The 12,986-nt window shown below is 68.1% G+C and carries 8 protein-coding genes; all 8 read left to right on the forward strand.

The genetic code is table 11. The features are described 5' to 3' along the window. Positions 1-4 precede the first annotated feature (4 nt). Entirely contained in the window at positions 5-9,721 is a 9,717-nt protein-coding gene (gpJ, locus tag MNOD_RS49185) for a TipJ family phage tail tip protein (RefSeq protein WP_015930436.1), read from the forward strand. Between the two features lie 2 nt (positions 9,722-9,723). Beyond that, positions 9,724-10,143: a hypothetical protein gene (locus MNOD_RS18355; RefSeq protein ID WP_015930437.1), complete on the forward strand. Its 420-nt coding sequence runs from the start codon at positions 9,724-9,726 to the stop codon at positions 10,141-10,143. Between the two features lie 3 nt (positions 10,144-10,146). Beyond that, complete coding sequence (locus tag MNOD_RS18360) at positions 10,147-10,584, forward strand: hypothetical protein (RefSeq protein ID WP_015930438.1); 438 nt, start codon at positions 10,147-10,149, stop codon at positions 10,582-10,584. 6 nt (positions 10,585-10,590) lie between these two features. Continuing rightward, positions 10,591-11,040 carry a hypothetical protein gene (locus MNOD_RS18365; RefSeq protein ID WP_015930439.1) on the forward strand — a complete coding sequence of 150 codons (450 nt, stop codon included), beginning with the start codon at positions 10,591-10,593 and terminating at the stop codon, positions 11,038-11,040. 1 nt (position 11,041) lies between these two features. Next, on the forward strand, positions 11,042-11,458 hold the full coding sequence (locus MNOD_RS18370) for a hypothetical protein (RefSeq protein WP_015930440.1): 417 nt from the start codon (positions 11,042-11,044) through the stop codon (positions 11,456-11,458). After that, positions 11,455-11,817 (forward strand): hypothetical protein, encoded by a 363-nt coding sequence (locus tag MNOD_RS18375; protein ID WP_015930441.1) that lies wholly within the window; start codon positions 11,455-11,457, stop codon positions 11,815-11,817. Before MNOD_RS18370 ends, MNOD_RS18375 begins: the two co-directional genes overlap by 4 nt. Positions 11,818-11,931: 114 nt before the next feature. Further along, entirely contained in the window at positions 11,932-12,570 is a 639-nt protein-coding gene (locus MNOD_RS18380) for a glycoside hydrolase family 108 protein (protein ID WP_015930442.1), read from the forward strand. Between the two features lie 135 nt (positions 12,571-12,705). Further along, complete coding sequence (locus tag MNOD_RS18385; protein ID WP_015930443.1) at positions 12,706-12,975, forward strand: Pam3-gp28 family putative phage holin; 270 nt, start codon at positions 12,706-12,708, stop codon at positions 12,973-12,975. The last annotated feature ends 11 nt before the right edge of the window (positions 12,976-12,986 follow it).

Raw genomic sequence — 12,986 nt, forward strand, 5'->3', positions numbered from 1 at the left:
CATCATGGACAGCTTCGAACGCGATCCGGCCGCCGCTGTGGACGACGACGCGCGTCAGGACGCCCCCATCCGGGGCAGGAAGTCCTCTTCCGGCCGCGGCAAGACCGGCGGCTCGGGCTCGAACGCGCCCGACACCCTGTTCTCGAACGCGACGGTCCGCCTGGTGGACCTGCTCGGCGAGGGCGAGATCACGGGCGTCGTCGGTGGCCTGAAGGGCGTCTACCTCAACGACGTCCCGGTCCAGAACGCGGACGGCTCGTTCAACTTCAAGGGCCTGAGCGCCGACTTCCGCACCGGCACGCCGGATCAGTCCTACATGCCGGGCTTCCCGGACGTGGAGACGCCGCGGGAGGTCGGGGTCAAGGTCAGCAAGGCGACGCCGGTCACCGCCGCGATCAGCGACGGCGAGGCGGACCGGGCCCGCGTCATCATCGAGCTGCCGGCCCTGTTCCTGGCCAAGAACGACGGCTCGGTCCGCCAGAACAGCGTCAGCTTCCGGATCGAGGCTCGCTACTCGGGCGGACCGTGGGTGAACCAACTCGGCGACCTCACCATCACCGGCAAGAACACCTCGCCCTACTTCGTGTCCTACGAGGTCGCCCTGCCGCGCAACCCGGCCGGGTCGAGCCCGCCCTGGCAGGTGCGCGTCACGCGCCTGACCGACGACACCGACGGCTTCAACACCAGCCAGGACAAGTGGACCAGCCAGAGCGACCTGATCTTCTCCTCGCTCACCGCGATCCAGGACGCCAAGTTCAGCTATCCGCATTCGGCCCTGGTCGGCCTGACCGCCGACGCGAGCAACTTCGGCTCCTCGGTGCCGGCCCGGACCTACCTGGTGGACGGCCTGCTCATCAAGGTGCCGTCGAACTACGATCCGGTCGCGCGCACCTACTCCGGCATCTGGGACGGGACGTTCAAGGAGGAGTGGTCGGACAATCCGGCTTGGGTCTTCTTCGACGTGCTGTGGAACGACCGCTACGGCCTGGGCGAGTTCATCAGCGTCGAGAGCATCGACAAGTGGACGCTCTACGAGATCGGCCGCTACTGCGACGTGCTGGTCTCGGACGGCAAGGGCGGCCAGGAGCCGCGCTTCCGCTTCAATGCCCAGATCAGCACCCAGCAGGATGCCTTCGACCTGCTCCAGCAGATCAGCGCCATCTGGCGCGGCATGGCCTACTGGTCCTCGGGCGCGGTCACGGCCACTCAGGACCGCCCGGACGACGTCCGCCAGCTGGTCACGCCCGCCAACGTCATCGACGGGCTGATCACCTACAGCTCCTCGGGGCGCAAGGCCCGCCACACCGTGGCGCTGGTCAGCTGGACCGACCCGGACAATCTGTTCAAGCCGCAGATCGAGGTCGTTGAGCACGGCGAGGGCATTGCCCGCTACGGCTACAACCCGACCAAGATCGACCTGCTCGGCTGCACCTCGCGTGGGCAGGCGCATCGCGAGGGCCTGTGGCGCCTCCTGGTCGAGAACTATGCGACGCAGACCGCCACCTACCGGGCGGGCCTCGACCATGCCGTGCGGCGCCCCGGCGACATCATCGCCATCGCCGACCCGCAGATCAGCAACATCGACGCCGGCGGGCGCCTCAAGGCCGGCTCGACGGCCTCGACCCTCCTCCTCGATCGGCCGGTCACCCTGAAGAGCGGCGTGCCCTACGAGATCTCCGTCACCCTGCCGGACGGCAGCGTGGCGGAGCGGCAGATCAAGACGCTAGCCGGCGTCGACCTCACCGAGGTCAGCGTCTCGCCCGCGCTGCCGGCCGTGCCGGATGCCGCGGCGGTGTGGCAGATCGCCGGCGAGGTGGTGCCGCAGCTGTTCCGGATCGTCGGCATCAAGGAGGTCGAGCCGCACATCTACGAGATCCAGGCGCTCCAGCACGAGCCCTCGATCTATGCGGCGGTGGACGACGGCGCGGCCTTCGAGCCGCTGAACATCAGCGAGTTCCCGAACGTCGTTCTCGCCCCGACGAACCTCACGGTGAGGGAGAGCACCTACTTCGAGAACAACCTGCCGCGGCAGAGCCTTCTCCTCAGCTGGACGGCCGGCCAGCCCTTCAACTCGGTTGCCTACTACGTCACGGCCATCAAGCCGAACGGCTCGCTGGTGACCCTGCCCAAGACCAGCTCCACCTCGGTGGAGTTCCTCGACGCGGCGACCGGCGAGTGGACCTTCATCGTCCAGGCCGAGGGGTTGAACGGCCGCCTCTCGGACGCCGTCCAGACCACCTACACGGTCCAGGGCTGGGAAGGGCTTGCCGGGCCGACCGTCACCGGCCTGCAGGTCAAGGGCGGCGGCAGCGTCTTCACCGGGCGGAGCTGCACCCTGGAGTGGGGCCTGACCTGGCCGGCGGACGTGAGGCCCTACGAGGTCGGCTACGCCTTCCGGGTGTTCGACGCGGACACCAACGCGCTCCTCCACACCGAGATCATCACGGCCGCGCAGGCGACCTACGACTACGAGGAGAACCTCAACGAGGGCGGCCCGCGGCGGCGCTTCCGGGTCTCGGTGGCGGCGCGCGACGCGATCGGCCGCGAGAGCCAGCCGGCAGTGCTGGTCGTCTCGAACCCGCCGCCCGGCGTGGTCGTCCCCAGCGCCACCTGGACGACGGAGAGCATCGCGGTCCAGTACACCCCGCCGGGGGACCCGGATCTCCGGGGCGCCCTCATCTGGGTCAGCAGGACGTCCGGCTTCAACCCGCTGACGACGGCGCCGGTCTACGACGGGCCGAATACTCTCCAGTTCTTCACGGCTGATCCGGACACATGGTACTACGTCCGGGTCGCGCTCTACGATGACTTCGGCAAGAACCCGGCCGAGCTGAACATCTCGGGCGAGGTGGCGGTCCGCACGAACGACCTCATCATCGACGTCCAGGCGCCCGACATCCCGACCGGGCTCAACCTGACGACGGCTCTGGAAGTCTCGGCGACCGGCGTGGCGACGGCCGCGATCACGGCCATCTGGAACCCGGTCGGCAGCAGCAACCTCGGGATCTACGAATTCGAGCTGACCGAGGGCGACGGGATCACGACCCCCTCGTGGGTCCAGAACCGCACCAACGCGGACCAGCCCTTGATCACCTGGCGCAACCTCAAGCCGGGCGTCCTTTACACGGCCCGCGTCCGCTCGGTGAACAACAGCGGGGTGAAGCCGTCCGGCTGGTCGGCGATGGCCTCGATCATCGCGGCCAAGAACACGGCCAAGCCCGGCGCGATCACCAACTTCACGGTCACGGCGGCCTTCGAGACCGCCAACCTGCGCTGGACCAACCCGTCCGACCCCGACTTCGCCTACACGGAGCTGTGGTTCGGGACGCTTGACGACGGCTCTGACCGGGTGCTCGGCACCAAGGTGCCGGCGCCTCTCAGCTTCTTCACCGACACCACCCTGGCGACGGTGCAGACCCGGAAATACTGGGTGCGGCCGGTCAATAGCTCTGGCACGCCCGGCGACTTCGTCGGGCCGGGCACCGCCACCACCGCGGCCCTTCTGGCGGCGCAGCTCCAGCAGGGCATCATCGACGCGACCAAGTTCGCGAACGGCATCGAGCCGGTCGGCATCGTCTCGGTGCTGCCGGTGGTGGCCGGCTACACCGGCCCGAAGACCGTCCTGCTCACCACGGACGGCAAGCTCTACCGGTTGGTCAACGGGGCCTGGACGGCCGCGGTGCAGGCGGGCGACATCACGGGCACCCTCACCTCCGAGCAGATCCAGTCTCTCGCAGCCACCAAGATCGCCGGCACCCTGTCGGATGACCAGCTTGCGGGCATCAGCGCCTCGAAGCTGGTCGGGCAGATCGTCGCCGACCAGATCGAGAACCTCGACGCTTCGCAGCTCACCGGACAGATCACGGACGACCAAATCGCCCAGCTCTCGGCGGCGAAGATCGCCGGCACCATCGCCAAGGAGCAGATCGCCCAGGGTGCCATCGACGCCACCAAGTTCGCGACCGGGCTCGCTGCCGTCGAGAATTTCGCCACCCTGCCGACCACCGGCAACTTCGACGGGCGCGTGGTCTTCCTGTCGACCGACAAGAAGCTCTACCGCTACGACGCGGCGCAGGGGCGGTTCGTCTCGACGGTCCCGGCGGCCGACATCACCGGCACGCTCACCGACGCCCAGATCAACGATCTCTCGGCCGCCAAGCTCTCCGGCTCCCTGCCGGCCGCCGTGGTAGCCAACATCTCGGGCCTGACGGGGGCGCAGCTCGCCGCCAACGCCCAGATCTCCTCGGACCAGATCGCCGGGCTCGCGGCTGCGAAGCTCACGACCCAGATCACCAAGACCAACATCGCGGACAACGCGGTCGACACGCCCCAGCTCAACGCGGGCGCGGTCTCGACGGCCAAGATCGCGGCGGGCGCCGTCACCACCTCCCGGCTCGCGGTGGCCTCCCAGAACATCCTGTTTGGCTCGGAGTTCGGCCAGGGCCTCGGGATGCAGGGCCTGACCTCGGGCCAGTCCGGCGGGGTCGTGGGGCTCTCGGTCACGATCAATCCCGCCTCGGCGTGGACGATCAACCGCTCCAATGCGCTGATGATCCATGCCAGCGGCGCCCAGCCGGCGAACGCGGTTGTCGACGTCTACTTCCAGCAGCCGCTGCCGAATGGGACGAGCCAGCGCTACCCGGTGCTGGCGGGGCAGACCTACGAGTGGTCGGCCTACCTCTCGACGCACCGCTGCGCGGGCGCCGTTCACCTCGCCTTCTACGACGCCGCCGGGAACTGGATCTCCAGCGTAGCCAGCGCCTCTCTGCCCTCGAACAGTGCGTCCGGCGACCAGGGGCTCACGGAAGTCTCGGCGCCCGACCCGAAGGCTTTTCCGCGCGCCAGCGTGATTGCGGTGGCGCCGGCCGGCGCCGCCTCAATGCTGCCGATCGTGCGGATGGACACGACGGCGAGCCCGGGGACCGACGTCTACGTCTTCGCCTCGATGCCGATGCTGGCGGCGGGTCGGGCCGGGCAGACGGAGCCGAGCCCCTATGTGCCGTCCGGTGTGACGGTGATCGATGGCGGCACGGTCATCACCAACACGCTCAAGGCCAGCTCGATCGTTGCGGGCGACATCTCGGCGCGCGAGCTGGGGGTCGACAGCGTCACGGCGGGCGCGATCAAGGCCGGGGAGATCAAGGCCGGCAAGCTTGCGGCCGGCGCGGTGCTGGCCTCGAACCTCGCCGTCGCCTCACTGAACCTCGCCGCGAACGGCGGTCTCCAGCAGGGCACCTCCGGCTGGCAGTGCTTGGCCGGTGGCTCGGGCGTCACTCCGATCACGGAAGGCGTCCGCACCGACTATGCGCCGGCCGGCATGCGGGTCCTCTCGGCCCACTACGACGACAGCAACAAGCCGACCAGCGGCGTCTCCGAGATCGTCTACCGCAACCCCGACAGCACCGGGACCGGGCAGCTCATCAGGGTCGCGGGCGGCGCGACCTACGAGTTCTCGGCCTACATCTCGGCCCACCGCTGCACGGCCTACGTCTCGATCATCTGGTGGGATGCCAACAGCAACTACATCACGGAAGTCGGCGGCACCGCCATCGTCGCGACGCAGCTCGGCGCCGGCTCCTCGCTGGCGGACTGGAACCGGCTCGCCCGCTCCTGGGTGATCGCCACTGCCCCGGCCAACGCCGTGTTCGCGGACATCCGGGTCCGCTGGTATAACTTCGGCTCCCAGCCCTACTGCATGGCCGGCGGGCTGATGTTCGCCCAGGCCACCGCCGGGCAGACCGAGCCGAGCCCGTATTCCGACGCGGGCGTCACCCTGATCGAGGGCGGCAACATCCGCACCCTCTCGATCAAGGCGGACCAGATCGATACCAACGCCATCACGGCGGCCAAGATCAAGGGCGGGGAGATCACGGGCGACAAGCTCGCCGCCAACACGATCCAGACCAAGAACCTGCTCGTCTCGGCCCGGCCGATCAACACGGTCGGGTTCAACTGGCGCATCGACGGCAAGACCGGCGTCATCACCTGGGACTCCGGCATCATCTACTATATCGATGATAACGGAAACCCGACCTCGGCCAGCATTGCGGGCAGCAGCTTCAATGCTCGCGGGGCATGGTATTCGATCAACTGGCAGGTTGGCGCCTCCAACCTGTATGTGTCGACCGATCTCAACTGGGCTCTCAACCGGGAGCAGGCGGGCGACAAGTCGTGGATCTGCCTCGTCACCTTCGACAACACCTACGCTGGCCTCGACGTCCATTACGGCTCCACGATCATCGATGGCGATCGGATCGTCACCGGTTCGATCAATGCTGACCGCATCGTCAGTAAGTCGATCACGGCGGCGCAGATCTACGGCGGAACCATCACCGCAGCGGAGCTGGCCTCAAACTCGGTCACGACCTCGAAGCTCGCGGTTGCCAGCCTGAACCTCGCCATCAACGGCGACATGGGCAACCTGAACGTCGCGGGCAATCCGGCCGCCTGGAGCATCGACACCTCCCAGATTGCCGGCGCCACCATGCTCCAGAGCGGCGTCGACTACATCTACTGCCCCGCCGGTATGCGGGCCATGAAGATCGCCGCCACCGCGGTTCCGACCAACCAGGGCTCGATCGGGCAGGTCTGGTTGAGCCGGGTCGAGACGGACGGCACTCTCTACCCCTTCTCGGTGCGCGCCGGCACCACCTACGAGGTCTCGGCCTATCTCTCGACGCACCGCTGCACCGCCTATGTCGGGCTGGTCTGGTATGACGCCAATCAAGCCTACATCGGCGAGACCTGGGGCAGCCAGATCGTCAACTGGCAGGGCAGCATTTACAGCCCGATGGCGGATTGGGAGCAGTTCGGCCGCTCGAAGCTGATCGTCGTCGCCCCGGCCGGCGCGGTCTATTGCCGGCCCTACGTCCGCTACGGCGTGACGTGGTATCCGGGCCAGGACGTTCCCTACTGCTTCATCTCCGGCGTGATGCTGGCGGTCGCGGTGGCGGGGCAGACCGAGGTCTCGCCCTTCTCGCCGGCCGGGCTCACCACCATCAACGGCGCCTCGATCCGGACCGGCTCGATCGCCGCCGACAAGATCATCGCGAAGTCCATCACGGCCGGGCAGATCGCCACCGGCACCATTACCGCGACCGAGCTGAACGTCGCCAACGTTCGGGCCGGGCTGATCGCCGCCCAGAAGATCACCGGCACGGAAATCGACGCCACCACCATCACGGCGGGCAACCTCGCGGCCGGCTCCGTCACCGGCTACAAGCTCGCCATCTCGACCGGCAACTTCGCCTACAACTCGGAGGGCACCCAGAGCACCCGCGGCTGGCGGTCCGGCGGCTCAAGCTGGGGTGCGGCCCTCTCCATCTACGTGGACAGCGCCTGGATGCCCTCGGGCATGACCGGCATCGGCTGCCATCCGTCCGATGCCAGCGGCCCGGCGGGCCAATGGTTCGACCTCGTCCACCAGACGGTGGACCCGGCGACCGGCGCCTCGCAGCGATACGCCGTCCAGGGCGGGGCGTGGTACGAGTTCTCGGCCTATGTGAACGCCCATCGCTGCGACATCCAGTGCTACATCGGCTGGTTCGACGGCGCCGGCAACCTCCTCGCCTATTCCAGCGGACAGACGATCCCGCAGGGGGCCCACACGGGCGGGACGATCCGCGACTTCCCGCGCTTCACCTGGATCGGGCAGGCGCCGGGGAACGCGGCCTCCTGCCACGTGCTCTACCGCGGCATCAACATCGTGCTGCCCGACCCCTACATCTTCATCACCGGCACCATGTATGCCGGCGCGAACCAGAACCAGACGGAGTGCTCGCCCTACGTGCCGCCGGCGGTCACGAAGATCGACGGCGGCTCGATCGTCACGAACTCGCTCCATGCCAACCGCATCACCGCGGGCACGCTCACGGCCGCGATGATTACGGCGGATTGGCTCACGGCCGGGTCGATCTCGACCGGGGCGATCAAGGCGGACCAGATCGCGGGCGGCGCCATCTCGGCCGACAAGATCGGGGTGGGGCTCAACTCGACCAACCTGCTCTACAACACCGACTTCCGGGCGGGCGTGGTCGGCGACAACTTCACCGCCGGCAAGACCGTCCCCGGCATCGGCAGCCACTTCACCAACATCGGGGACCTCGGCAGCCGCGCCCCCTACATCGGCATCAACCAGTCCAGCGGCACGTGGCAGCCGATCGGCATGCAGTCGCTCCAGGTGAGTTGCGTCGGCACCCCGCCGGCCGGCTCCCTCTGGGACGTCGCTGTGAGCGTCCCCACCCAGGTCGGCACCTGGGACAGCCGCATGCCCGTCGTCGGCGGCAAGCGCTACGAGCTGACCGGCTACGTGAGCGCCCACCGCTCGAGGGCGTATATGTACGTGACGTGGTTCGACGGCGCCGGGACGGTGATCGCGACCTCCCTGACGAGCGTCAACGACCGCGTGATGTCGTCGGGCGGCCTGAAGGACTGGACCCGCATCGGCTGCTTCGCGACGGCGCCGGCCGCCGCCTGCCTCGCCTCCGTCACCCTGCGGATGGAGTTCACGGGCGAGGACGGCCCCTACACCTTCTGGAGCGGCCTCTACTTCGGGCAGGCGCAGCCGAACCAGTCCACCTACTCGGACTGGGCGCCGGGCTCGGCGACCGTGATCTGGGGCGACACCATCGCCACCGGCACCATGAACGCCAACAAGATCACCGCCGGCACCATCACCGCCGACAAGATCTTCGGGGGCACCATCACGGGCGACAAGATCGCGGGCTTGACCCTCACGGGCGCGCACATCCAGTCGAACTCGATCTACGCCGACAAGATCCAGGTCGGCGGCGGGCAGTCGCTGACGAGCTGGATGGGCTCGGACACAACCAAGATCAACGGCGGCGCGATCGAGGCCAACTCGATCCGGGTTAACGCGCTGACGGTCGGGCTGCGCGGCGTCCGCACGGTGGGCCTCGACTTCTCGGTCAACAAGGACACCCGCGTCCTGTCGTGGACCGCGGGCTACGTCCTGTGGATCGATGACAGCGGCAACAACGTGTCGAGCCAAGTCACGGCCGGCAGCATCAGCACGGGCGGCGCCTTCACCTACGTCTGGTGGAACAAATTCGTCCCCGGCCAGCTCAACGCCGGGGTCAACAACTGGCCCGACATCTTCTCCGACAAGAACACCATCCTGATGTGTTCTTACGACGGGTATGCCGGCCTGAACCCGCTCTATGGCGGCACGATCATCGACGGCACCCGGATCAACACCGGCACGATCACGGCGAACCAGATCGCCGCCAACGCGATCCAGGCCAACCACATCGCGGCGAACCAGATCACGGCCAGCCACATCGGCGTCGGAGCGCTCACCGCCGACCGGATCGGCACCGGCATGATGACGTCCGCGGATATCCGGGTGGGCTCCGACTTCTTCGTGTTGCAGTCTCGCCCAGAGGGCGGCTGGGGTCGCATGTTCTCGCGCGACAACAACGGCACGCTGCGCGTGGCGGTGGGCTACATCGGCGACTTGATCGGCAACAGTGGCGGCTGGGGCCTCGCGATGTGGGATGCCGCCGGCAACCCCATCCTCAACGGGACCGGCGTCAACGGCGGCGGCCTCTGGGCCAGCTCGGTCAGCGCCGACAAGATGTCGGTGACGCAGCTCTCCGCCATCACCGCCAACGTCGGCACCATGACCGCGGGTGTGCTCCAGAGCGGCGACGGTCAGATGCAGGTCGACCTCAACAACAAGCGCATCCTCATCTGGGGCTGATCGTGGTCTGGCGCGTCCTCATTGGGCAGCACCCCTCGGGGCACCAGGGGCTGTTCGTCTCGAAACCCGGCTATGACCTGTTCGGCTGCGATCCGACCAACCACTCGCAGTGGATGTTCTCCTCCGCGGCGGGCCGGATGGCGAACATCCTCCAGGCGGGGACGAGCCATCTCGATCAGGTCGTCAATATCCCCGACATCGGCTACTATCCGTGGTACTACTTCGACCGCTACGATCCAGCCTTTGGGAACCTCTCCCAAGAGGAGACCATTTATGGAGGCAACTACGGCTTCCCGCGCTTCCAATTCCAGTACCTGAACCGGGCCCAATTCAGGATCGCGAAGCTGCGGCCGGATTTGGACCCCAACGCCGTGCCGGGCTATTTCCGGTATGTGGTCCTCACCTTGCCGATCAAGGCATAGCCCATGACCTGGCGGACCCTGATCGGCGGCGGTGGGTTTCGGGTCATGCGCCCCGGCTTTGATGTCTTCACCCCGTCCTGGGATGGCATCCTGATGGACCTCGGGGTCAGGACGGGCCAGATCCTGGAGCACGGCATCGTCACGCTCGGGGCTCATCCGACCTCAGCCGGCGCAAAGCAGGCCACGGTCGGCATCGGCCCCTACAGCGTCACCCCGGACGTGATCCCGATCGCGGTGCGCCCGAACGGCACGGTCCAGTGGCCGCCGGTGGCCCTCCAGGCGAGCGGAAGTGCCTTCAACTCAGTGGTCCCGCGTCACACCATGAAGCTCCAGATCTCCACGAACCAGTTCGTGATCTCGTGTTTCGGTGCCGGTGGCATCTACACCGAACTGCCGGACAAGATCATGTACCTCGTCTACCGTCGCCAGACCTTCTCGTGAGACCCCATGGCTTTCAACGCTCAGTTCAACGCCAATGGTGATCCGCTGAAGATCTGGAACCACGGCGGTGGCGCGCCGGGCGATCCGCTCGACCCGGCCCTGATCTTCTCGGCCCAGTACCCGCCAGCCGTGGCCGAGGAGTTCATCCTAGGCTCGCCTGCAGATATGACGCAGCAGTGGCGCCCCAGGGTTGAGACTGCCCGTAAGTACTACACATTCCCGTGGATCTGCGGGACCTACATCAACAACGACGGGACCATCATCCCGATGGGGGCGCTCGTCATCACCAACACGCAAGGCGTCGCCCAGTCCTTGTGGATCTGCCAGTACACCCTAACCCCGATCGGAGACGGGCGCTTTGCCATCGACTGGTCTGTCCAGGGCGGTGGAACCTCCGGCACAGGGACAATCACGGCCGGCACCCTCAAGTTCTGGGTGCTGGGGAGAGGAGACTGACGTGTTCTTCATCTACGACGACACCGGCCGCATCATGCAGATGGTGGGCCAGAGCCAACCCGGCTACGCCGACTTGCTGCGCGCGGCCGGCACGAACTTCGTGGAGGTCGGCCAGGACATGACCGACACCTACGTGGACCTGAGCAGCGGCACACCGGCCCTGAAGCGGCGCCCCGAGCTGCCGGGCGAGTTCGACATGACCACCCTCAAGCCGTTCGAGCAGGCGACGCTTCCGAACGTGCCGGCCTGCAGCATCGTGGTCGAGGAGGGGCCGCTCGGCCCCGGCCAGACCCCGCACCCGGGCGGCGATCTCGTGATCGGCTTCGTGGTGCCGGGCAGCTACCGCGTCGCGATCGAGCCGTTCCCGTACCGCCGGCGCGTCTTCACCCTCACCGTCACGGAGCCGTCTGCCCAATGAGCCTCATCCTCGGACCGAGCCTGGAGCAGTTCCAGGACCTGGCCTACGCCGCCCTGATGCGCTTCTACGCCGAGATCGGCCAGAAGGAGCGCTCGGCGGTGCAGCGGGCCATGGACACCAACAAGGCGGCCCAGGCCCGCGCCTTCCTCTCCGCGGGCGTGCGCTCGACCATGCTGGAGGAGGAGGCCCGGATCCGCGGCCTCACGGTTGCGCAGCTGGCCCAGCAGGTCGATGCCGCGGCCAGCACGGCCGAGCAGATCGAGCTGGCGCGGGTCGCCTGCTCGCAGGAGGTCTACGCCGCCACCGACCACCAGGGCGTGCTCGCGGCCCTGAAGAAGCGCGGCATTCCGCTGACCTGAGCCCGGCGCCGCCGGTCCCCTGATCCGGGGCTCCCGATCACGGTGAGAGCGCCGCGCGCCGCCTGTTCCGTCCGCTCCCAGCCCTTCCGCTCCCCTGACCATCGGAGATCATCCATGGCCGCGTCGTCCTTCGACCGGGCGCTGTCGCTCGTTCTTGCGCACGAGGGCGGCTATGTCGATCACCCCGACGACCCTGGCGGCCCGACCAACCTCGGGGTGACCCTCGGCACGCTCTCCGCCGTGCTCGGGCGGCCCGCCACCCGGGCAGAGGTGAAGGCGCTGACGCCCGCCAAGGTCGCCCCGATCTACCGCGCCCGCTACTGGGATGCGGTGCGTGGCGACGAGCTGCCGGCCGGCGTCGACTACGCCGTGTTCGACTTCGCGGTGAACTCTGGCCCAGCCCGGGCGGCCATCGCGCTGCAGCGCCTGGTCGGCGTGGCGGATGACGGGGTGATCGGAGCGGTGACCCTGGCGGCGGTCGCGCGCACGGATCAGCGCTGGCTCGTCACCGCGCTGTGCGACCGCCGCCTGACCTTCCTGCGCTCGTTGAAGGGCTGGCCCACCTTCGGGAAGGGCTGGACGAAGCGGGTGGCCGGTGTCCGGACGGACGCGCTCGCCCTGGTCACGGCACCCGTCGGCGCGACCTCGACGACCCTGCCGCCGGTCGGGACCCAGCCCCCGAAGCCCGCCACGGTGCAGACCGGCGGCCTGCTCGCGGCGCTCAAGCGCCTGTGGCGCGGCAAGGCGGCCTGAACCAACCGTCCGGAAATCCCAGACAGTTCGTCACCGCCTCAAGCCCCTTATTTCGCTTCGCCATCGGCGTTCCGAGGGCGCGTTCAGCACCACCCCGAGCCGGCCGGGCCCGCCGCGCATCTTCAGGAGCCCCCCATGAACAGCGAGCAGCTCACCTCACTCCTGCGCACCCTCCTTCAGGTCGCCGGCGGCATCGCCGTCGGTCGCGGCTGGATCGACGCCGATACTGCCACCGCGCTCACCGGCGCCATCGTCACCATCCTCGTGACCCTGTGGGGGCTGTACGCGCGCCGCAACGCTGCCCTGGTCGCCGCGGCCGCCAAGGTGCCGGAGGTCAAGACGATCCTCGCCGATCCGGCCACTGCGATCGCCATCCCGAGCGCCAAAGTCCAGCCGGCACCGTAAGGAGCGAGGGG

This window comes from Methylobacterium nodulans ORS 2060 (genome assembly GCF_000022085.1).
GTDB lineage: Bacteria > Pseudomonadota > Alphaproteobacteria > Rhizobiales > Beijerinckiaceae > Methylobacterium > Methylobacterium nodulans.

What these genes read in the sequence shown, in the direction of transcription:
- MNOD_RS18375 (WP_015930441.1), top strand. Translation starts at nt 11,455, where the DNA reads ATGAGCCTCATCCTCGGACCGAGCCTGGAGCAGTTCCAGGACCTGGCC.
- MNOD_RS18360 (WP_015930438.1), top strand. Translation starts at nt 10,147, where the DNA reads ATGACCTGGCGGACCCTGATCGGCGGCGGTGGGTTTCGGGTCATGCGC.
- MNOD_RS18380 (WP_015930442.1), top strand. Translation starts at nt 11,932, where the DNA reads ATGGCCGCGTCGTCCTTCGACCGGGCGCTGTCGCTCGTTCTTGCGCAC.
- MNOD_RS18385 (WP_015930443.1), top strand. Translation starts at nt 12,706, where the DNA reads ATGAACAGCGAGCAGCTCACCTCACTCCTGCGCACCCTCCTTCAGGTC.
- gpJ (WP_015930436.1), top strand. Translation starts at nt 5, where the DNA reads ATGGACAGCTTCGAACGCGATCCGGCCGCCGCTGTGGACGACGACGCG.
- MNOD_RS18365 (WP_015930439.1), top strand. Translation starts at nt 10,591, where the DNA reads ATGGCTTTCAACGCTCAGTTCAACGCCAATGGTGATCCGCTGAAGATC.